At 45.2% G+C, this 22,030-nt stretch carries 20 protein-coding genes and 1 pseudogene; 7 read left to right on the top strand and 14 right to left on the bottom strand.

The features are described 5' to 3' along the window. Positions 1-16 precede the first annotated feature (16 nt). Both gntK and gnd read right to left on the bottom strand, forming a co-directional pair. A complete protein-coding gene (gene gntK / locus RKD52_RS03030) occupies positions 17-1,540 on the bottom strand; it encodes a gluconokinase (protein ID WP_454101125.1) in 1,524 nt (507 codons plus the stop codon). A 285-nt stretch (positions 1,541-1,825) separates the two neighbouring features. Then, positions 1,826-2,725, bottom strand: coding sequence for a phosphogluconate dehydrogenase (NAD(+)-dependent, decarboxylating) (gene gnd / locus RKD52_RS03025; RefSeq protein WP_454098606.1), 900 nt, complete (start codon positions 2,723-2,725; stop codon positions 1,826-1,828). A 145-nt stretch (positions 2,726-2,870) separates the two neighbouring features. Here gnd and RKD52_RS03020 point away from each other — a divergent pair, with 145 nt between their 5' ends. Together RKD52_RS03020 and RKD52_RS03015 are read left to right on the top strand one after the other, a co-directional pair. Beyond that, the gene (locus RKD52_RS03020) at positions 2,871-3,716 is read left to right on the top strand and encodes a MurR/RpiR family transcriptional regulator (RefSeq protein ID WP_454098605.1); all 846 of its coding nucleotides are present in this window, start codon (positions 2,871-2,873) and stop codon (positions 3,714-3,716) included. 248 nt (positions 3,717-3,964) lie between these two features. Next, positions 3,965-4,528, top strand: a complete 564-nt coding sequence (locus RKD52_RS03015) for a hypothetical protein (RefSeq protein ID WP_454098604.1) — start codon at positions 3,965-3,967, stop codon at positions 4,526-4,528. Positions 4,529-4,556: 28 nt separating this feature from the next. On the opposite strand, the gene RKD52_RS03010 is transcribed toward RKD52_RS03015, so the two are convergent. Next, positions 4,557-4,874, bottom strand: a complete 318-nt coding sequence (locus RKD52_RS03010) for a hypothetical protein (RefSeq protein ID WP_454098603.1) — start codon at positions 4,872-4,874, stop codon at positions 4,557-4,559. 134 nt (positions 4,875-5,008) lie between these two features. On the opposite strand from RKD52_RS03010, the gene RKD52_RS03005 reads away from it, so the two are divergent. Beyond that, positions 5,009-5,440, top strand: a complete 432-nt coding sequence (locus tag RKD52_RS03005) for a MarR family winged helix-turn-helix transcriptional regulator (protein ID WP_454098602.1) — start codon at positions 5,009-5,011, stop codon at positions 5,438-5,440. 5 nt (positions 5,441-5,445) lie between these two features. After that, the gene (locus tag RKD52_RS03000) at positions 5,446-6,663 is read left to right on the top strand and encodes an MFS transporter (RefSeq protein WP_454098601.1); all 1,218 of its coding nucleotides are present in this window, start codon (positions 5,446-5,448) and stop codon (positions 6,661-6,663) included. Between the two features lie 55 nt (positions 6,664-6,718). Here RKD52_RS03000 and RKD52_RS02995 read toward each other — a convergent pair whose 3' ends face one another. Beyond that, positions 6,719-7,207 carry a TlpA family protein disulfide reductase gene (locus RKD52_RS02995; RefSeq protein WP_454098600.1) on the bottom strand — a complete coding sequence of 163 codons (489 nt, stop codon included), beginning with the start codon at positions 7,205-7,207 and terminating at the stop codon, positions 6,719-6,721. A gap of 110 nt (positions 7,208-7,317) precedes the next feature. Here RKD52_RS02995 and RKD52_RS02990 point away from each other — a divergent pair, with 110 nt between their 5' ends. Then, positions 7,318-7,650: a hypothetical protein gene (locus RKD52_RS02990; protein ID WP_454098599.1), complete on the top strand. Its 333-nt coding sequence runs from the start codon at positions 7,318-7,320 to the stop codon at positions 7,648-7,650. 658 nt (positions 7,651-8,308) lie between these two features. Here the strand turns inward: RKD52_RS02990 and RKD52_RS02985 are convergent. From RKD52_RS02985 to RKD52_RS02955, 7 genes and pseudogenes are all read right to left on the bottom strand, one after another. Continuing rightward, positions 8,309-9,136, bottom strand: coding sequence for a carbohydrate ABC transporter permease (locus RKD52_RS02985; protein ID WP_029284490.1), 828 nt, complete (start codon positions 9,134-9,136; stop codon positions 8,309-8,311). A gap of 12 nt (positions 9,137-9,148) precedes the next feature. After that, positions 9,149-10,045 carry a carbohydrate ABC transporter permease gene (locus RKD52_RS02980; RefSeq protein ID WP_369734374.1) on the bottom strand — a complete coding sequence of 299 codons (897 nt, stop codon included), beginning with the start codon at positions 10,043-10,045 and terminating at the stop codon, positions 9,149-9,151. Between the two features lie 138 nt (positions 10,046-10,183). Next, on the bottom strand, positions 10,184-11,434 hold the full coding sequence (locus RKD52_RS02975) for an ABC transporter substrate-binding protein (RefSeq protein ID WP_454098598.1): 1,251 nt from the start codon (positions 11,432-11,434) through the stop codon (positions 10,184-10,186). Between the two features lie 62 nt (positions 11,435-11,496). Next, positions 11,497-13,612: pseudogene (locus RKD52_RS02970) on the bottom strand (amylo-alpha-1,6-glucosidase). A gap of 92 nt (positions 13,613-13,704) precedes the next feature. Further along, complete coding sequence (locus RKD52_RS02965) at positions 13,705-14,709, bottom strand: LacI family DNA-binding transcriptional regulator (RefSeq protein ID WP_454098597.1); 1,005 nt, start codon at positions 14,707-14,709, stop codon at positions 13,705-13,707. A gap of 123 nt (positions 14,710-14,832) precedes the next feature. Further along, positions 14,833-15,144 (bottom strand): iron-sulfur cluster biosynthesis family protein, encoded by a 312-nt coding sequence (locus RKD52_RS02960; RefSeq protein WP_454098596.1) that lies wholly within the window; start codon positions 15,142-15,144, stop codon positions 14,833-14,835. Beyond that, complete coding sequence (locus RKD52_RS02955; protein WP_454098595.1) at positions 15,141-16,037, bottom strand: diacylglycerol/lipid kinase family protein; 897 nt, start codon at positions 16,035-16,037, stop codon at positions 15,141-15,143. Before RKD52_RS02955 ends, RKD52_RS02960 begins: the two co-directional genes overlap by 4 nt. Positions 16,038-16,686: 649 nt before the next feature. On the opposite strand from RKD52_RS02955, the gene RKD52_RS02950 reads away from it, so the two are divergent. Further along, the gene (locus RKD52_RS02950; protein ID WP_454098594.1) at positions 16,687-17,169 is read left to right on the top strand and encodes a hypothetical protein; all 483 of its coding nucleotides are present in this window, start codon (positions 16,687-16,689) and stop codon (positions 17,167-17,169) included. 313 nt (positions 17,170-17,482) lie between these two features. Here the strand turns inward: RKD52_RS02950 and RKD52_RS02945 are convergent, their stop codons facing one another. From RKD52_RS02945 to RKD52_RS02935, 3 genes are read right to left on the bottom strand one after another with little or no spacing between them, the layout of a single operon-like run. Further along, positions 17,483-18,214, bottom strand: coding sequence for an exonuclease domain-containing protein (locus tag RKD52_RS02945; RefSeq protein WP_454098593.1), 732 nt, complete (start codon positions 18,212-18,214; stop codon positions 17,483-17,485). Then, positions 18,211-19,191, bottom strand: a complete 981-nt coding sequence (locus tag RKD52_RS02940) for a DUF294 nucleotidyltransferase-like domain-containing protein (RefSeq protein WP_454098592.1) — start codon at positions 19,189-19,191, stop codon at positions 18,211-18,213. Before RKD52_RS02940 ends, RKD52_RS02945 begins: the two co-directional genes overlap by 4 nt. 24 nt (positions 19,192-19,215) lie before the next feature. Further along, positions 19,216-20,481: an ammonium transporter gene (locus RKD52_RS02935; RefSeq protein ID WP_454098591.1), complete on the bottom strand. Its 1,266-nt coding sequence runs from the start codon at positions 20,479-20,481 to the stop codon at positions 19,216-19,218. A gap of 363 nt (positions 20,482-20,844) precedes the next feature. Here RKD52_RS02935 and RKD52_RS02930 point away from each other — a divergent pair, with 363 nt between their 5' ends. Beyond that, the gene (locus RKD52_RS02930; protein ID WP_454098590.1) at positions 20,845-21,810 is read left to right on the top strand and encodes an L-lactate dehydrogenase; all 966 of its coding nucleotides are present in this window, start codon (positions 20,845-20,847) and stop codon (positions 21,808-21,810) included. The last annotated feature ends 220 nt before the right edge of the window (positions 21,811-22,030 follow it).

Genomic DNA, 22,030 nt, shown 5'->3' with positions numbered 1-22,030 from the left:
TCTTTCATCTTGGAAGTTAAATGTGCTTTTGCTGAAAGGCAGCGATGCTTGCATATTCTTCCTTCAGCAGTCTTGAAAGACGTATATAAATCGGTGCCAGTTCCTGATAAACGGCAGCGTTTTCGCGAATTGGCTTATGATGATGAGCAGCCCCCACCATGTCAGAGACAACATCAAGGGAAGATACATGCCCAAGGCCGTACAAGCCAAGAATAGCGGCTCCAAGGCATGAGCTTTCAAAGCTCTCCGGTACAGAAACCTCCTGGTCGAAAATATCGGCCATCATCTGGCGCCATAGTTCAGACCTGGCAAATCCGCCTGTCGCCTGAATGCTTGCCGGCTCTCCGATCAATTCTTCGAGCGCGAGAAGAACAGTATACAGGTTGAAAATAATTCCTTCAAGTACAGAGCGTATCATGTGTTCTTTTTTATGGTGAAGAGAGAGGCCGAAGAATGATCCTCGTGCATTTGCATCCCAAAGAGGCGCCCGCTCGCCTGCCAGATATGGATGAAAAAGAAGGCCGTCTGATCCCGGCTTTACGCGTGCCGCGATTTCTGTCAGCACTTCATACGGATCTTTGCCAAGCTTCTTTGCCAATTCTGTTTCTTCGTGCCCGAGCTGATCTCGAAGCCACCTGAAAATCATTCCCCCGTTATTGACAGGCCCCCCAATGACCCATTTGTCTTCGGTCAATGCATAACAGAATGTTCTTCCTTTAGGATCTGTAACGGGCTTATCCGTCACGGTGCGGATAGCGCCGCTTGTTCCGATTGTCACAGCTGCAGCTCCCGGCTGAACGGCGTTTACGCCAAGGTTGGAAAGCACGCCGTCACTTGCTCCGACGACAAAAGGCGTGTCAGCATGAAGCCCCATAAGAGCCGCATACTGAGCATCGAGTCCAGTCAGGGAAACCGTTGTGCTGACAGGCTCAGACAGGTGCTCAGCAGTAATGCCGGCAACTTCAAGAGCCTCCCTGTCCCAATTAAGCTCATGAAGATTGAACAGTCCCGTAGCCGTAGCAATGGAATAGTCAACCACGTAACGCTTAAACAGCTTGTAGAAAACATATTCTTTTATTGAAATAAACTTAAAGGTTTTCAAAAACAGCTCAGAACGGTCGTGTCTGATCCACGTGATTTTGGATAGCGGAGACATTGGATGCAGAGGGGTTCCCGTTCGAAGATAAATCTCATGCCCGTTCATTTCATTTTTAATTTTCTCCGTCCATTTAGCACTTCTGTTATCTGCCCATGTTATGCAGTTTGTAAGGGGAATTCCCTCCCTGTCAACGGGAATGACGCTGTGCATCGCAGAACTGAATGAGACGAACAGAATATCTGATGGATGAACATTTCCGCCTGAAATCACTTCGCGGATGGTTGTCACCACAGCCTGAAAAATTTCTTCCGGATCCTGTTCTGCCGTCTCCGGGTCCGGGGAATGCAGAGGATATTCAATCCCATGCGTAAAAACAATGGTTCCATCTGTCTTAAATAGAACAGACTTTGTACTTGTCGTGCCTATATCGGTGCCGATCATATATTTTTCTATCAAGTTTAATCCTCCCCTGCATTTTCGTACAGCGTTTTCATTTACAAAAGCGGAAGCGCCTTGGTCAGATCCGATAGGCAGATAAGAATCAGGCAGAAAAGTCCGGGTTTGACTTTTTTGCCTGATTTGTTCTGACAGAGGATTTAGGCGCTGGAGCTGGACGAAGATAACTTTATTTTGTTATCCAAAGCCTTTTATTCATATTTTACCTAAATGAAAAAGAAGATGCTTCTAAATAAGCCTCTTCCCTTTCCAATTATGCACGTAAACGCATTAATCTTTATTTACAACAGCGTGTCCGCCAAATTCATTGCGCAAAGCTGCGACTACTTTTCCAGAGAACGTATCCTCATCAAGAGAACGGTATCTCATCATTAGAGAAAGTGCGATGATCGGCGTTGCCGTTTGAAGGTCAAGCGCTTCTTCAACCGTCCATTTCCCTTCGCCGGATGAGTGCATAACTCCTTTAATACCATCAAGTTTTGAATCCTTCGAGAACGCATTCTGAGTAAGCTCCATCAGCCATGAGCGGATAACAGATCCGTTGTTCCAGACTCTTGCCACCTGTTCATAGTCAAAATCAAACGGGCTTTTCTCAAGCACTTCAAAGCCTTCTGCGATTGCCTGCATCATGCCGTATTCTACGCCGTTATGAACCATTTTCAAATAGTGGCCGCTTCCGGTTTCACCGGCATACAAGTAGCCATTTTCAACACAGATATCCTTAAACAGCTGCTCGATTGATGTGAAAACCTCTTTGTCTCCGCCAATCATTGTGCATGCGCCGCTGCGTGCGCCTTCCATGCCGCCGCTTGTGCCGACATCAAAGAAATGAACGCCCTGTTCTTTCATTTCTTTTCCGCGCTTAACGGATTCTTTATAGTTTGAATTTCCGCCGTCAATGACAAGATCTCCAGGCTCAAGCAGGCCTTTTAGTTCAGACAGTACATTTTCTGTAATCACACCGGCCGGAACCATCATCCAGATCTTTCTTGGCGCCTCAAGCTTCGATACCAGCTCCTCAATGGAAGAAGCACCTTCTGCACCCATATTTGAAAGTTTGGCTACTGCTTCTGAATCGATATCAAAAGCAACAACCTCATGTTTATGATCCATTAAATTAAGTGAAAGATTATAACCCATCTTTCCAAGGCCGATTAAACCTACCTGCATCTTTGAAAACTCCTTTTTATCACATGTTTTGTCCTATCCCTATTATACGAATTTTTTTTCGTTTAGCAATCGCTTCCAAGAAATTTTTTTTCACATTTACTTTGTGCTATACTTTTTCTAGTACATGTAAGCGAGGTCATTCTTTATGGGGCAAAATTGTTTAGGTAGCATCCGTTCTCATTATGCGAGGTTGAGTGAAAAAGAAAAAAAGATTGCTGATTTTATTTTGGAAAACCCCAGGGAAATTATTCATAGTACGATAAATGAAACAGCTGACCGGCTCGGTGTCGCAGAAGCGACCGTTTTCCGCTTTTGCAAGCGCATTGATTTTAAAGGCTACCAGGCGATGAAAATCGCTCTGGCTTCAGAGATTATGAGTCCGATCCAGCAGATACATGAGGAAATTACTGAAAACGATAATGAAAAGGCCGTCGCGGAAAAAGTATTTCAATCCAACATCCGCACCCTTGAAAACACCCTGCAGATTTTAGATTTTACATCTATTGAGAAAGCTGCCCGCATCCTTGCAGGCGCGAACCGCGTAGATTTTTACGGAACAGGAGGCTCTGCCATCATTGCGATGGATGCCTATCATAAATTTATCCGCACCGGCATTTCCGCCTATGCGTTTATTGATTCGCATTTTCAGCTGATGTCAGCCTCACAGCTCACGAATAATGATGCAGCAGTCATCATTTCCCATTCAGGGACCAATAAAGACACGATTAAAATCATGAATACGGCAAGAAAGAACGGAGCGAAAACCATCGGGATCACAAGCTTCCCAAAATCCCCTGTCGGCCAGAATTCAGATGTTGCGCTGTTTACAAGCTCTGAAGAAACCGAATACAGGTCTGAAGCTCTGGCATCGAGAATCGGCCAGCTCAGTTTGATTGATGCGCTCTATGTGAATATGATGATCCAGAATAAAGAAAAGGCGAATCGGTCTCTTGAAAAAATCCGGAGTGCAATTTCTGAAACGAGAGTTTAGCGGAAGGCAGAATACTCTGCCTCGCGAAAATACACCTGGAACAGTACTAAATAAGCAAATTCAGCACCGTTTCTGCGGTGTTTTTTTTCATAGTAAAATCCCAATGAACTATACCTTGAAATCGAAGGAGCCCTAGACGTATAGATTGATAGATTCACAGCACTCACTTTGTACAGGTTAAATTTGACAATACCAGTATAGTATTCTACATTGTGAATAATTGGAAGAATGAAAGGGGGGCGAAAGAGATGGGATTTTTTCAGCGAATGTTTATAAAAGTAGAGGAAGTTAATCGCGGAGAAGCAGCAGCCGCTGAGCTGGAGTCGGAAATGGTGCTGATTACAAAAGAGGATGCATACGATTTTTGGATTCAAATGGCTCAAAATATTCTTGTAAATGCTGTCAACGCGACAGGTACGACAGTAGATCGCGCCTTTGTCATTGTCGATTTTCGCCATGAACCGGCGTTTGAGCTGTTTTATCAGCAAAATGGTTCACTTTTAATGTGGGATGAGCTCGAAGACATGACGATTACAGAAAAAATCCGGACACAGCTTCTGCCGCAGGCGCCTGACGCAGCGAATGTGATAAATGAAAACTTCCTCGCAGCAGGACACGTCCCGATTGCGCATGCAGAGCTCCAGTTTGAATGGGCTACGAAGGCATGGTTTTCCCATATCATATGGGCGGACGGAGAGCACGCCGAAATTCCAAGGGATGAGCTTCTTCGCAACTGGTTTGCCCGCATAGAAATAGAAACCGCAAATGTACCGCTCGACAGTGACCAAAAGCTTTCTTGGTATCCGGAATAAAAGCGAACTTCACCACAATCAAAAGTCCTCAGACGTCTGCCTGAGGGCTTTTTATTTTCAACAAATCCATAACCGTCAGACTGACTGTTTCTTTCCCCCTGGCATAGCTCACAGCATAAAGGATGAATGCAAGTAAAATCGATGTCACTAAATAAATCATCCAGTAGATTGCCGTTCCGGCATACGAAATGCCGAGCACAAACGCTGCCGTAAACCAGAGCATAAGATGAAGAAGATGCTGCAGCTTATACCTTTTTTTCTCTAAAACAGCCGTAAAAAAGGACGCGCAGTATAACGCAGCTATGGCGGCATAAATACCTGATACGATGATAACTGCAAACAGCATAACCGATCATTCCTTTCCTTACTGACTATTTTCGCACAGGCAGCAGGATCAATAAAGAAAGAACTTTCATTACCCAGGTAACTAAAAGGTGTGATATAATTACCCAGGTAACTATCTAAAAGGAGAACCAACACATGACCGCCGAACAGAACCTTTTTCACGCCATTCAGCAGCTTTCGAGGAAGCTGACAAACCGTTTAAATGAAACGCTTCAGCCTTTTGGCCTTTACAGCGCGCAATGGACCGTGCTATTCACCCTCAAAAAATCAGGAACTCTCACACAGACTGAGCTCTGTGATTACTTATCGATTGAAGCTCCTCCTATGACGCGCACTATCCAGCGCCTCGTGAAACAGGGCTACGTCCAGCAGGTTCAAGGAGCTGATAAACGGATGAAGCACATCAAACTCACTGACAAAGCGACCCAGGATTATGAAAAATGGGAATCAGCAGTAGCTGAAATGGAGAAGGACCTTCTTTCGGGCATGCCGGAAAGCACTCAGGAGCCTCTCAGGATGTATATTCAGCAGTGGCTTCTTCATATAAGAAATACAGAAAGGAAATGAAATATATGAATGAACAAAAACTATGGACCAGAAATTTCCTGTCCATTTCTATAAGCAGCTTTTTTCTCTTTTTGACGTTTTACTATCTGCTCGTAACCCTGCCCATTTATGCCATCCACGATTTAAACGGAAAACCGGCACAAGCAGGCCTGATAGTGACCATTTTTCTGGTCGCAGCCATTGTCGTCCGGCCATTTGCCGGGAAATGGATTGAACGGCACGGAAAAAGGAAAGTGCTCCTTTCCTCCCTTTTGATTTTTTTAATAGGATCCTTGCTTTATTCTTCTATAAACTCAATGAACGGGCTGTTTGCATTAAGATTCCTGCACGGAATTGGCTTCGGAATGGCCACGACGGCTGCAGGAGCGATTGTGGCAGATATCATTCCTGAATCAAGGCGCGGCGAAGGGATGGGCTATTACGCCATGTCGATGAATCTTGCGATGGTCATTGGACCGTTCCTTGGCCTGACTGCTATGGACCAATGGGGCACGGGCATTATGTTCAGCATCTGCATCTTTACAGCTGTTTTCTCCCTAGTGTCAGGATTACTTATGACTCTTCCAAAAGGTACTGCGGATGGAAGCAAAGTCGTTCCAGCTGCCGGCCGCACAGGAATAAAAGGATTCTTTGAGCCCTCAGCTATCTCAATTGCGCTGGTAGCCGGACTATTCGCTCTGGTGTATGCATCCATCCTTTCCTTTGTCTCTGTATACGCCAGGGAAATCGGCCTGATGCAGGCAGCAAGCTACTTTTTTGTTGTCTATGCCGTGGTCATGCTCCTTGCACGGCCTTTTACGGGAAAATGGTTTGACCGCTATGGGGCAAATTTCATTATCTACCCTGCCATCCTGATTTTTGCAGCAGGAATGGTGCTTTTGAGCATCGCTGATACATCACTCGGCTTCCTCACCGCTGCAGGCTTAATCGGCCTCGGATGGGGCACTCTGTTTCCAAGCTTCCAGACGATCGCCATCCAGTCCGCAGAGCCGAAAAAAAGAGGGCTTGCCACAGCAACCTTCCTGTCCATTTTTGATATCGGGATTGGTGCAGGTTCATTTATCGTCGGTGTGCTGACAGCCAAGATTTCGTTCAGCTCCTTGTATTTTGCCAGTTCGTTTTTTATTTTGGGATGCCTGGCTGTTTACTATATGCTGCATGGGAGAAAGGACGCTGCTTTGCGTGCAGCGGTGATGGCGGAGACGGAAAAGCAAAGTGCATGATAAGTCATTTTGAATTAGAACATAAAGAAGAGCCTGCTCCCGTAGAGCCGGCTCTTCAGTGTTCCAGCAAGTAGTTTATCCTCTTCTCCAAAAGCCCTTCTCCCCCATAACCCATCAGCACGTTAACAATTTCTCCGTCCCTGTTGATAAAATAGGTTGTCGGCACAGCCGCTACCCTGAATAGTGAGGCTGCTGCTCCCGTTTTATCCAGCAGGACAGGAAACGTGAAACCATAATCTTTCGCAAACATATACGCTCCTTCTTCTGAATCCTGGGCTGTTAGATTCACGGCGTAAATTTTCACTTTTCCTTCATATTTCTTTGAAAGCATGACTAGCTCGGGAGCTTCCTGTTTGCACGGACCGCACCAGGAAGCCCAGAAATTCAGGACAACGGGCTGATTATATGGAGGTTTGAGATGGTGTTCCTGCCCGCGCATATCCTTTAGTGTGATTTCAGGAGCGAGCGGATCTTTTGCCAGTGCAGGCTGGTGGAATGCTAAGCAAAAACATAAAGACAGTACAAATCCGATTATTCTCTTCAACGTCTTTCCTCCCTTTTTAAAGCTAGCATTCTCCTTATCAAAAGTGCATATTCCTAAAAAGACAAGCGTACACATGAGATAGGATGATTTTCTGAAAGGAGCGGCTCGTTTTGCTTTCTAAAACAAGTTCAGCAATCGTTACTTTTCTTTTTATGGCTTTGTTTATTGGAATGATGGCCTATTTGGATACACCCCAGGCAACAAGTGATGAAACTGTTACGTTTCCGATGGCTGCTGAAGAAGAGGATCAGGAGACAGCGGCTTTGGAATCAGAGCTGGTCACTGTTTATGAAGACAAAAAAATCGGCACAAAATGGGAAGACGGCTACCGTATAGAAACGTATCAGGAATTTGAGGTAGTGAAGGATACAGACGGGAAAACGGTAGATGTCAGGCCGACGGGGAACTACAGTTATTTGAAGTATAAAGGTGATGCAGAATAAAAGAAGGGTGTCCCGGCAGCAGGCCGGAACACCCTTCTTTGTTTTTGCTTAGGCAGAAGACTGATGGAACAGCATGAACCATTCAGTGCCATCAATTCATGGTATTGATTTTTTGATGGCACTTATAATGATCTTGAGAACCATCAAACACCGTAATCCTTTTCTTGATGGCACTTATCAAGCTGTTTAGAACCATCAAACTCCGTAATCCTTTTCTTGATGGCACTTATCAAGCTGTTTAGAACCATCAAACTCCGTAATCCTTTTCTTGATGGCACTTATCATGCTGTTTAGAACCACCAAAAACCGAAATCCTTTTCTTGATGGCACTTATCATGATGTTGAGAACCATCAAACACCGTAATCCTTTTCTTGATGGCACTTATCAAGCTGTTTAGAACCATCAAACTCCGTAATCCTTTTCTTGATGGCACTTATCATGCTGTTGAGAACCATCAAACTCCGCATTCCTTTTCTTGATGGCACTTATCATGCTGTTGAGAACCATCAAACACCGCATTCCTTTTCTTGATGGCACTTATCATGCTGTTTAGAACCATCAAACACCGTAATCCTTTTCTTGATGGCACTTATCATGATGTTGAGAACCACCAAAAAACCGCAATCTTCTTTTTAATAGAACCATCCAAACCGAAGATCATTTCCCTCCAGTAAACGATATCCCCTTAATAAAATACCGGTTAAAGAATGCATAAATCAGCAGAACCGGAAGCGTGAACACCATGGATGCCGCCATGATATAGTTCCAGTAGCTGACGTACTGCCCCTTAAAGGTATTAAGTCCGAGCGGAAGGGTGAACATTTCAATGTCGGTCATGACGATCAGCGGTCTCATGAAGTCATTCCATGAGCCCATGAATACGAAGATGGCCTGTGCTGCAAGGGCTGGTCTTGCGAGCGGAAGCACAATTTTAAAGAATGTGCCGAGTCTGCTGAGTCCGTCCATCTCTGCGGCTTCTTCAAGTTCTTTCGGGAAGTTGATGAAAAATTGTCTCATCATGAAAATGAATGTGGCGTTGATCATCGCAGGAACAATCATACCCTGGTAGGAATTGAGCCAGCCGAGCTCTTTTAAAATCAGATAGTTCGGGATCATTGTGACCTGCGCCGGAATCATCAGGACGGCAAGAATCATGATGAACAGAGCTTTTTTTCCGGGGAAACTGAGCCTTGCCAGCGCATAACCTGCCATGGAGTTGAACAGGAGGTTGAGTGCCGTTCCAACCACTGCAATCAGCACGCTGTTAAACATCCATCTCGGAAAGAGCTCCTGCTCGATGAAGATTTGTTTGTAGTTGTCGAGTGTAAAGTTTTTTGGAATAAAGCTCAATGTGCCGCTTACGATTTCCTGCAGTGTTTTAAAGGACGAAGACAGCGCCCACAGGAAAGGCACAAGTGTTGTGATGGCATAGAGAATCAATATCGCATAGACAATGATCCGTCCGGCTCCAAGCTTTTTCTTCATGTTTCTCCCTCCTTAATATAGCGACTCTTCTTTTGAAAATTTTCTCTGTATCAGTGTAGCGACAAGGATGACGATGGCAAGCATGAGCACAAGTGCTGCTGCGTATCCCATCGTTCCAAGATTTTTGAACGCATATTGATAGACTAATAGAACGACCGTCAGCGTGGAGTTGTCAGGTCCCCCTGATCCTCCTGAAAAAATATATGACTGGTCGAACAGCTGAAACGTTCCGATCAGTCCCATGATGGCGACAAATGATGTAACTGGACGCAGCTGCGGGACAGTGATCTTCATGAATTTCTGAATGGTATTTGCCCCGTCAAGTTCAGCCGCTTCATATAAAGAGTCCGGAATATCCTGAAGGGCTGCCAGGTAAATAACCATGAAAAACGGTGCTGTTGACCAGATGTTCATGATCATAATCGCGTTCAGCGCAATATTCGGGTCCCCGAGAAAGTTATACGTCGGAAGTCCAATCGCATCAAGCACGTTATTGATCAGCCCGTTTTTATTGTACATCCACATGAAAATCAGCGTCAGTACGGCTGATGAAGTCAGTGTAGGCAGGAAGTAAACAATCCTGAAAAAGGTCTGTCCTTTCATGCCGGCATTTAACGTTGCAGCCAGAATCAGAGCAAGAATGGTCTGGCACGGCACAACGATGACAACGTACTTGAACGTATTCCAAAGAGCAATTTGCGCCCTCGTATCATTGAGTATTCGCGCGAAGTTTTCAAAGGCCACAAAATCATAGCTTGTTGTTCCAAGCAGCTGAACTTTGTGAAATGACATAAAAATAACGTAAAAGATCGGTCCGATAATAAACAGCAGCAGGACAAATAGTGCAGGCGACATGAAGAAGTAGCCCTGTCCCGCTTCTCGTAATGTTCGTTTTGAAAGGTGTTTCATAAAATGGCCACGCTCCCTGTGCAACGGATTGCTGCACAGCCTCTTTCCATTGAAGCCGTAACTTCAGCAGAAAGAAGCCGTGCAGATTTTATAAAGGAGAAAGGAAGTTGACGCTCCCTGTTCTCCCGCTTCACCGGTTTATTTTGAATCAATCTCGCTGTTTGCCTGTTTTTCCGCTTCTTTTAAAGCCTCTTCAAGCGGACGGTCTCCCAGAAATGCACTTAAAAACTGATTATTGAAGTTGTTCATAACAATCGGGAGCGACGTGCCTTCAGACCAGACAGTTGCATATTCTGCTCCTGCTACAAGCGGTCCGCGAAGTTCGTCCTTATCAAAACCAAGCTTTTCTGCAACTGATTTGCGTGTTGGAAGTGCGTAGCCTTTACTTGTCCACGTTTCCATTCCTTCTTTTCCTGTCAGGTAAGAAAGCAGTTCCCATGAAGCCTCTTTCTTTTCAGAAGCAGCATTCATGACATACGCAACGCTGTAGGCCATCGTTGATTTTTCACCATTTACTGAAGGCAGCTCGGCTGTTCCGTATTCTACATCCGGGAAGGTATCAGCAAGGAACGGAATTGCCCAGTTTCCTTCAATGACCATAGCAGCTTTCTGCTGGCCGAACACTTCCCCGCCCCATGTTGCGCCAACTTCTTTAGGTTCAACCGCTGACTTGTCGACATTGTGCATATCAATAATCGGCTTTAACGCTTCTGCCACTTCAGCTGATGCGAAGTTTGCCTTTCCGTCCTTTACGACGTCTCCCCCGAGGGATTCAGCAAGCCAGAACTGGCGAGCAAGCTCTGGTGCAACCCCAAAGCCGTATTTCCCGTCCTTTGTCAGCTTTTTAGCAGCATCTCGGAATTCATCCCACGTCTGCGGTACTTCTACACCAGCATCAGCAAGCATTTTTTTGTTGTAAAATAACGCTAGAGTTGAGTAATCTTTTGGAAAACCGTATGTTTTTTCGTCCGCAATAAATGCTTCCAAAAGAGGCTTTTCAAAATCTTCCACATCAAAATCCTCTGTAACATACTCATCAAGGGGCTCAATCACGCCCGTTTCAATTAACGCAGGAGCTTCAAAAGCATCCAGGTAAAACACGTCCGGACCCTCTCCGCCAATAAGACGGGTTTTAATAACATCCATGTATTGCTCCGTAATAACCTCAAGTTTCACGTCAATGTTCGGATGCTTCTCTTCAAAATCTGCTATGGTCTGCTTTAAAAGCTTTTCTTCCGTCGGATTTCCTCCCCAACCGGCAAGTGTCACTTCTGTCTTTTCTCCGTCTGCCCCTTCCTTAGAAGCTCCGTCTGAGCTGCACCCTGAGAGAACACCTGCCATTAACATTGAAGCAATTCCAAGTCCCGCCATCCATTTTCTTGATTTCATGTACTTTTGCCCCTTCCAATTTTTTATGATCTAAAGGAGGTGTCCCTCCAGCAGATAATGGGTTATTTCTGTGCGAGCTGCTTAGATGTGTTAAGTTGAAATCCTGTCGTATTTTTCAGCACTTCTATTTTGTAATCTGTTCCGCTGCGTTTAATAGAAAGAGACAGCTTTCCCTTTCTCGATTGCGAGTTCATGTACTTCAAGTGAATTCATTGATGGGAGCAGAACAGGAGAAAGCGTGATTTCTTCCTTTATGCTGTCCGGAAATAACCCGAGCAGAGATTGAATAAACACAAGCGGTGTCCCTGCTGCCCATGCTTGAGGTGAGCAGGCCACCGGATATTTTACGGCTTTGCCTCCCGCGCTGCTGTATCCGCAGAACAGTTCAGGCAGACGGTCATATTCAAAGTGTGATGCCGCTTCGATCAGGCCGTTTATAACTTTGGCTGTTTCCTGATGGAAGCCCGTTTTGCTCATTCCAAGCAGAGACATGCTGTTGTCATGCGGCCAGATGCTGCCGTCGTGATAGCTCATCGGATTGTAGCCGGCTTCGCCTTCCGCCATTGTCCGGATACCGTAGCCTGAGAACATTTTCGGCGAAACAAGCATATCTGTTACTGATTTTGCACGGGTTTCGCTGAGCATGCCTGAAAACAGAACGTGACCGGGATTTGATGTTATCGTTCCTACCTGGTCTTTCTTTTCATCAAGAGCGATGGCATAAAACTGAACATCCTCCATCCAGAAAGCTTCTTCAAACCTTTCTTTTAATGCAGATGCCTGTCTGCGGAGAAGGGCTGCTTTTTCAGGAAGATTCATTTTTTCATAGATATCAGCAAGCCCCGTTTTTGCCTGATAGACATATCCCTGTACTTCTGCAAGGGCAATCGGCGTTTTCGCATAATCCCCGTTGCGGTGAACGACTGAATCACCCGAGTCCTTCCAGCCTTGATTGGCAATGCCTTTGCTTGATTCCTGATGATATTCAACAAACAGATCATCATCGCGGTCTCCGTATTCATCAATCCACATTAAAGCGTTCTCAATTGTTTTCTCCAGAGATTTTGCAAGCTCCAAATCCCCTGTCCATTTCACATATTCAGATAATAGAATTAAAAACAGCGGAGTCGCATCAACCGTGCCGTAGTATGGGGTAAACGGGATCTGGCCTGTTGCAGCAAGCTCACCAAACCGGATTTCATGCATGATTTTACCCGGCTGCTCATCTCTCCATGGATCCAGATTCTGTCCTTGATAGTGGGCCATTGTCAGAAGGGTGCCCTTTGCAATCTCTGCCTGGAAAGGAAGGATCTGAAGTGCGGCAATCAGGCTGTCACGTCCAAATGGAACGCCAAACCAAGGAAGTCCCGCTACCGGGAACGGTCCAAACCCAACGTCTGTCAGAAGCACTCTCATATCATTCAGCCCGCGTTCAACCAGACGCTGCAGCGGTGCAAGATCCGTCTTCACTGTCGCTGTGCCTTCATTCCATTTTTCATAGGAAGCCTCAAGCTTTTCAAGAGCGTCTTCTTTTTTCACCATTTTATTTCCGATGCTATCGCCAATCTTTGGCTGTACCGCAAGTGTCACGGAATCTGATTCACCGTGTGCCAGTTCAAATTCGAACACAATGGTTCCGCTCTCTTCGGCGCGCTTTGCTTGTTTATCCCAGGTAATGACTGTGCTGCGGTTTACATGGTCTGCGCCTTCGTAGTGAAATGAAAGGGTGTTTTCCTCAACCTTCTGTCCGGTTCTGTGTCCAAGATCGCCGTTTTGGAATCCGCGGACAACAAACATATCAAGAAAATCAACATCTGCATGCACGCTGATTTCAAATTTTACCGGCTTTGGAAAGTAATTTTTCACTTTCACTTCTTCGTAAAGCACATCATCATAGATAAAACGCGAGCGTTCCATTTCAATGGATTCTCTCCACAGAATCAGCTCACCGTCTTTTTCCATATGAGGATTCGTCAATAGAATGCTTGATTTGTAGTTTTTGTCCGCTTCAGATGAAAGAAGAATTGGATCTTCACCGTTGATTTTCAAGTCCAGTTTGCTCAGGAAGCGTGTATCCTTTGTGTAAAGCCCTAAGCCGTACGGATGGTTTTCAGGTATATTCCCGTTTGTGTCTGTCAGAAGAAACAGGTCGTTTTCTTTAATCACTCTGTAATCCATGAATGTCCTCCTTGGTGAATCCGAAACGTTTTGGATTTCGTGCAGCACGTACCGAAACGTTTCGGTTTTTGGCAGTACCACGTAAGTGGCTTTTATTTTGCAGACTCTCTTATAATTAATTCTGTTTCAAGTGTAATCACTTGCGCACCGCTTTTTTCTTCAAGCATATCTATGAGTGCATTCGCTGCTTTGTAGCCGAGTTCAAACTTGTTTTGGGCAATGGTCGTCAGTGGAGGTGATGAATAGGCTGCAAGCAGAATGTTGTCGTAGCCGATGACAGAAAGCTGTTCGGGCACGGAAAGTCCCGCTGCTTTTGCACTTTTTATCACGCCAAGCGCCATAAGATCGCTTGCGCAGAAAATCGCTGTCAGTTCAGGGTGCTCCTTTAAAAGCATCGTTCCGGCTTCCTCGGCTTTTTCCTCCGTAAAGTCACCGCTCGCAACATACTGCTCGTTTACTTGAAGTCCCGCTTCCTGCAGGGCTTCCATATAACCTTTAAGCCTTTGCTTACTGACATAAGCCTGATCATGGCCATTCACCAGGCCGATGTTTTTGTGGCCGGATTGAATGAGATGCCGAACTGCCCGTTTTGCCCCAAGAACGTTGTCTGTTGTGACATAGCCCACGCTATTTGATGAAATCGGGATATCAATCAGCATACACGGGATGTCGCTTTCTACAACTTCCTTCAAATAAGGATCATCGATTTTCATCCCTTGAAGAATGACTCCGTCAACTCTTCGTTCCCTGCACAGCTGAGAGTACGTTTTCTCCCTCTGCTTTGTCGTTGTCGTACTGAAAAGCACCAGATCATAATCGCGTTCTGAAATGCATTCATTCACGCCCGAGAGAACCTCAAAAGTGAAATTGTCTTTGGAGCTGACCCGGTTCATGCCGGATACAAGCATGCCGATGGTTTTGGACTTTTTCATGACGAGTCCTCTTGCCAGCGTGTTCGGGCTGTAATTGAGCTGCTTGGCAATCTCCATAATCTTTCGTCTTGTCTTTTCATTCACATCGGAATAGCCGTTCAGTGCCCGTGATACAGTCGTTACCGACACGCCTGCCGCTTTCGCAATGTCTTTTATCGTAGTCAAAATACTTTCCTCCAAAACGTTTCGGATGCCTTTGATAGTCATCTTACATGATAATGATAACGTTTGCAAATGTTTTCTTTCTGAAAAACTCATGAAAAAAGGGATGACCGGCATCCCCCTATCTCATACATATCTCAGCCCAATCCGATTGTTGAAGGTCTGATTTTTATTTTTAAAAACAAAAAAGTTGTTAGAATAGTCAATGGTCAGCTCATGATCATAGGCTTCTTCAAAATCATGATCAACCAGGATGCTTAATTTTTCCGCCTCCAGTATTTTTTCATATTCATCAGGATTGCGCTTAGGGACGACTCTCATTTCATAAAGTGTATTCACAATGTCACAGCTTCCGCGGTCAAGCGAGAGCTGAAGCATTTTATCTTCAGGAATGCTTTTCAGCTGTTCCTTTGCACTGTCTGTTACAGTCATTTTCATTGCTCATCCTCCTTCGGAACCAGTATTTCAATATGCCGTTTTAAATTCCCAATTTTCACAGGCAGCTTATCCCCTTCATCCCCGTCAACATTTGCAATCATTTCGTATGTAGAGGAAACATCCACCTCGGGAACTTTTAAGTAGACAACCTGCTCGCTTTCTGCCAGATCCCCTGTCAGAACTTTTGGGAGCAGCAGAAGAAACTGAGGCAGGGCCATATCTTTTATGATCATGACGTGCAGTTTGCCGTCGTTGACCTTTGCTTCAGGTGCAATGGTTTCGAAACCGCCCACCGAATTTGTCAGGGCAATCAGCATGAGCAGCGCCTCCCCCTCCCACACGCCCTCTTCATGCTTGACGCGGAGTTCAAACGGCTGCTTTTCCTTCATTTTTTTTACCCCTTCGACAATGTAGGCGAGCGGACCAAGCTTTGTTTTCTGTTCAACAGGCGTTGAAAAAGATGCCTCTGCAAGAGCTCCTACAGCAACAATATTAATGAAATAGCGGTCGTTAATCTTGCCTACATCTGTCCGCCTTGAATGCTGCTGCTCCATCATGGCGATTGCGTCTTCCGGCTCCAGCGGAATATGCAGCGCCCTTGCAAAATCATTGACCGTACCAAGCGGGATAAGGCCGAACAGCGGCCTGTGCTCCTGTTCAGCTATGCCGTTGATTGCTTCATTAATCGTTCCGTCTCCGCCCATGGCCGCAACAAATTCAAGCCTGCGTTCGCATGCTTCGCGTGCAAAGTCTCTGGCGTCCCCTTCCCCTTCTGTTTCCCGCAGTTCGGTTTCATAGCCCATCTTTTTCATTGTTTCCAAGGCATATTCCGTATATTCCGCCCCTTTTTCCTTGCCTGAAGATGGATTAACAATCAGCATCGCCTGCTTCAAACCTGATTCCCCCTTGAATGTGCTCTTTTATGTTGCTTTACCCTTATTCTGTATTATTTGAACCTATTAGATTGATGGATTGATGTTTTTTCTATTTTTCAAAAATGTCTTCCCTCCGTTTGTTATTTATTATTTGTACCCGTTCTCTTGCGCTCCAGTCACAAGATTACCGCGGGGAGGGCCGGGGGAGCCTCCTCGGCCAGCCTGCGGGGTCTCCCGTGCCCTCTTCATCCCGCAGGAGTCAAGTGCCTTCCGCTACAGTCGACTGGTGCATTTAAGTTGTTCACGAATTGAACTGAAAAAAAGCATTGCCAAGTCATATTAACGGGTTCGGTTTTCGAGTACAAAAACTTAATTCGCACGTCAATTAGCAGTTCAATTCGCAACTGAATTGGACTGCTTGTTTTTGTTGAAATATCAAGATTTTCTATTACAATGAGGGTGTTTTAGCACCCGAATTCCCATCCCTTTTAGCAGAGTGACTGAAATTCTTGTCAGTGTGCTAATTCGTATGCTAATTTCTATGCGAATTGGCGTGTAAAAGATTGTAAGCAGGTTTTTGGATATTTATGTTAAAATGATAGGGGCTTATTCAACATAAGGTGCAGAAGAGCTAAACAAGATTTAACTTAAAATGAGGAGAGATGGGATGAAGAACTCGGTAGCAAGTGTTTTAAATGTAATCGGAATAGCAACGATTATTATAGGTATTATTACAGCATTTTCAATAGGCGATGATTTTGGTACAGCGTTGGCTGTAATGTCAGCAGTATATTCTTTTATTAGTGGTATGTTATTCATTGGTTTCGGTGAGGTTATTCGTTTATTACACGAGATGAATGAACGTAATAGGGAGCCGTTAGTTGTTCAGCAATCGAGTAAGGACGGGGTATTAACTACTTTGCAAGATAATCCACCTCCTACAAAGATTACTTCAAATGAAATAATTGAAGAATTCTACGAAGCAAAAGGTTTACGTGTAGAGGCAATTTATAACGCACCAGTAGAAGACACTTATTTCGTAAGTGTAAATGGAGTTATTCAATTGGTAGAACTTGGTGGGTTCACACCCAAGATTATCCCACAAGAAAAATGGACTACTGAAACACAAGAGTCTTATAAACAGTTGTAGACTATATAATCACAAAACATATGGATTCATACTATACAAAAGTATGAGGACTCATAATCTACTCCTTATCAAGAGATGAAAGGGTTTCTTCTGGTTAAAGAATTACTTAAGCTTCTTAAACAAACGGGGGCTAATCTTTAACAAAACAATACGATAAAAAAGGCTCGAAGCATATTGGCTCAGAGCTTTTTTGCGTGTTAATTTCACTACTAAAGGGTCTGCTAATTCAACTGCGAATTAACCTGAGAAAAGCACTGCTTATTCGGATTTTGTACTTCAAAACCGAACCCGTTAAAGTCATATGGCAATGCTTTTAACCCGCAGCGATCCGCTCATAAATATCCCGAAGGTTCCGGCAGCCCTCTTTTTTTACATCTTCAATGTACCCGCACCAGAGTTTGGCAGTCATGACGGCGTCACCGAGGGCATGATGCCGGTCAGTTACAGGGATCGACCGGTGTTCGCACAGGTCTTCGAGCCTAACATAATCCGTATGGGGTTCAGCAATCCGCTGAAGAAAGGAAGTATCGACGATCCGGTGCTTGAAGGGTGCCCGGAAATGCTTCCAGCTTGCGTGCTGCATAAACTTCTTTTCATGCGATGAGTGATGCGCTACAAGGGTGTCACCTTTCACAAATTTAAAAAACTGAATAAGTGCTTCTTCAAGCGCCGGTGCCCCTTCCAATTCCGCTTCTGTAATCCCTGTCAGCGTGCTGATTTCATCAGGAAGGCCGTTTTCATGACGGACAAGCGTATAAAAGCGTTCGTCTTCGAGCATCTCGCTCCCCTTCACTTTCACCGCACCGATTGAGATGATTTCATTTCCCTGTTCAGGAAAAAAACCCGTCGTCTCAATATCAAACACGACAGCGGAAAACTCTTCTAAAGGAACAGACATCACTTCCTCAGCCTTCATCTCCCGCTGAAGCTGCCTTAAAAAGGCAATCTGCTGGGAATTCTGCCCTCCCTGTGCCGTCCCGAAAACACTCGTCTGAAATTTGCCGTGCACTTCCCGGATAAAATGAATAAACGGATTCGACTTCATGAATGAACACCCTTTTCAATGATCACTTGAACGTAGTGATGCAGCTTCTTCCCGTTTTTTAAAATGGTTTTCAGTTCCTTCTTTTCCGCCCGGGTGAGGTCCTGTACGGGCAGATAATGCACATCATCATACTCTTTAATTCTCTTTAAATTCGACATCCGGAACTGAAGCAATCGCTGAAAACTGTCTTTATAGATTTCAAGTTCATTTTTATATTCATCCTGCCGGGAAAGGCCGTTTATCCGGTCAAGGGTGGAGGATTCCATGATCCCTTCTTTAATAGCAAGAATTCTCACCGCATTGACATACGGAAGAAATGCCGCCTGTTTAATGTTCAGGCACCCCTGATAATGGCCGCTGTTTTCTGTAAAGATCTGGCCGAGCGGTCCGACAGACGGTTTGATGTGCATGATGGTATCCAAAAACCGTTTCAGAAGCTTTGGCGACTGCTTTTGATAACTGTCCACTCTTTGCTTTAAACGGATAAGCAGCTTATCATTTCCCGCCATCGTTCTTGCATCAATGAAGATCTGCAGGTATCTCATCGATTCAAAGCTGACATCCTCCATCCATTGGTCGAGCTGCCCTTCATATCCTTCTGCCGACTTGCACCATAAAGGATTTGAGCTCATCACTTTTCCTTCGCAATAAGGGTAGCCTGCAGCATGAAGTCCATCCGATAGTTCTCTTCCGAGAGCCAGAAAATATTCCTCTTCAGCTGCACCGCTTTTTTCATACACCATCCCGTGATCCTGGTCGCTTACGACCGCCTGTTCAAACCTCCCTGCACTCCCCATGACAAACCACGCATAGGGCGAAGGAGGATCCCCTTTCTCCTCCTTCACAATCTGCAGAGACCGTTCGAAAACCGCCCGCATGACCCGGTCATGAAACACATTCAGCGAATACGCATCAGACATATGATTCTGAATCTCTTTCTCTCTCCACTCCCTGATTGACCCGTAGCTATCTCCCATGAACCGCACGTCCCTTTCGCTCCATTACGAGCTGACCTTATCCTCTTTTGATAAGAATACTTCAGGATAGCCGTAACTTCCATGCTCACTCATATCAAGACCCATAATTTCTTCTTCCTCTGTCACACGCAGGCCGCCCATCAGCTTTTTCGCTGCGAAAAGAATAACGAATGAAACGATGAAGGCATAAGCACCTGACACCCCGACACCCATAATCTGGACGCCAAGCTGTTCAAAGCCTCCTCCGTAGAAAAGTCCCGGCTTTCCGACAGTTGCGAGTTCCGGTGCTGCAAAGAATCCGGTTGAAATGGTTCCCCAAACTCCTGCCGCACCATGAACAGATAAGGCAAAGATCGGATCGTCTATTCTTTTCTTTTCGAAAAATCTCACACTATAAAAAACTAGAATTCCGGCAACAAATCCGATTAGAACAGCTGCCCACGTTTCAACAAATGCACATGAAGCGGTAATCGCGACAAGCCCGGCAAGTGCCCCGTTCAGCATCGTCGGAACATCTGATTTCCCAAGAACAGCCCATGAAACAAGGAGAGCTGCAACCGCGCCTGCAGCAGCCGCAAGATTCGTATTAAGAGCCACATAGCCGAAAAAGCCATCTTCCACTCCAAGCGTACTTGCGGCATTAAAGCCGAACCAGCCAATCCACAGCACGAGCACACCAAGAGCCGTAAAGACCTGGTTGTGGCCGAAAATATTGTTGGCAGAGCCATCCTGATTAAATTTTCCGATGCGGGGCTTTAACAGAATTGTAGCAGCTAAAGCAGCCATAGCACCTGTTAAATGAACAACGGTGGAACCGGCAAAGTCCTGCTTGCCGTGCTCTGCAAGCCATCCGCCTCCCCAAATCCAGTGAGCGACTACAGGATACACCAGCGCCGAAAACAGCACAGTGAACACAAGATAAACTGAGAGTTTCGCGCGCTCAGCAAATCCGCCAAGAGCAATGGTAATCGCAATTCCTGCGAATGCAAGCTGAAAAAGAAAGAAAACAGATGATGATAAATTCATCCCCTCAAGCTCATATCCTGAGTAGAAAAAATGAGACAGTCCAACAAAGAAATTGGAGTTGTCACCGAAAATAAATCCGAATCCAACCGCCCAGAAGATAAGCGATGCAAGACCAAACGTAAAGATCGTTTTCCCTGCAATATGTCCTGCATTTTTCATTCTGGTCGAGCCCGCTTCAAGCAGAATAAATCCTCCCTGCATAAGTATGACAAGAATGGCACCCAGCACCACCCATAAACTGTTTAATAAATACACCGAATCCAATTGAATGTCCTCCCTGATGGTTTTTACCTTACATTAGATGTTATAAAATATAACATTAAACTATTATTCTTTATTCTATCTGAATATTAATTGTTGTCAACCAGTTTTCTGTAAATCATGTCATAAATCCTAACATCGATGAATTGACCTATATTTTCATAACGGGAATTGTCCGGCTCCGCCTCCCAGCCCTTCCGTGAGAACAAAATCCCCGAAAAAGTCAAAACCGGACTTTTCCGGGGATTTCTTTTCTGCCTGTCAGGGCTAAACGGTCGGCTATGCTTTTCCTATGGACATTTTTCCCTTTTTAAGGTAAAATTATATTGTGAAGTTTTTCACATAATAACGGGAGGGTGTTGCACTGTGGCACAGGAAAAAATAAACCGTGTAGTGCTTGTAGGAACCGGATTTGTAGGATCAAGCTATGCGTTTGCTCTTATGAATCAGGGAATAGCAGATGAACTGATTCTGATTGACGCGAATGCCGAAAAAGCCCTTGGAGATGTCATGGATCTGAATCACGGAAAAGTCTTTGCTCCGAATCCGACTGCCATCAGACTCGGAAACTATGAAGATTGCAAACACGCAGACCTTGTTGTTATTTGTGCAGGCGCCAACCAGAAGAAAGGCGAAACACGCCTTGACCTTGTTTCAAAAAACCTGAAGATTTTCAAAGAAATTACCGAGAGTGTCATGCAATCAGGGTTTGACGGCATTTTTCTCGTTGCAACAAATCCCGTCGATATTCTCACGTATGCTACATGGAAATACAGCGGACTGCCTCAGGAAAAAGTAATTGGTTCAGGGACAATCCTTGATACATCCAGATTCCGCTACCTGCTTGGAGATTACTTTAAAATTGCTCCGAACAACGTTCACGCCTACATCATCGGCGAGCACGGAGACAGCGAGCTGCCTGTCTACAGCACTGCGGACGTCGGAGGCATACCTGTTATGAAAATGATTGAACGAAACAGCACTTATAAAAAAGAAGACCTGGATGAGATTTTTAAAAATGTGCGCGATGCAGCCTATCAGATTATTGAGAGAAAAGGCGCCACGTATTACGGCATTGCCATGGGCCTTGTCCGCATCACAAGAGCCATCTTTCATAACGAAAATTGCGTGCTCACCGTTTCTGCACGTCTCGACGGACAATACGGCGAATCTGATGTTTACATCGGTGTGCCCGCCGTTATTAACCGCGACGGCATCAGGGAAATCGTAGAGCTTGACTTAAGCGCAGACGAACAGAGCAAGTTCCGGCACAGCGCAGGGGTGCTGAAGGAGATCCTGGCTCCGTTTTGGCCGGGAGATGCACCTGCTTAAGGAAAAAAAGCGAGGAAGACTGAAGCACTCCGGCTCTTGGGAAGCCGGAGTGTTTTGCGTTGTAATATGAGCTTTTTAGCAGATGAATGAGAGAGAGTATGATTAGAGATTGGATTGTTCCCTTTAGCTGCGGTGTAATTGTCTGAAGGGGCATAAGGGGCATGGATTGATACCTTCAGTTGCGGCAGAAACGTCTGAAGGGGCATAAGGGGCATGGATT

The sequence above is a fragment of the Metabacillus sp. SLBN-84 genome (genome assembly GCF_053629595.1).
This window is presented reverse-complemented; position numbering and strand designations above follow the sequence as displayed.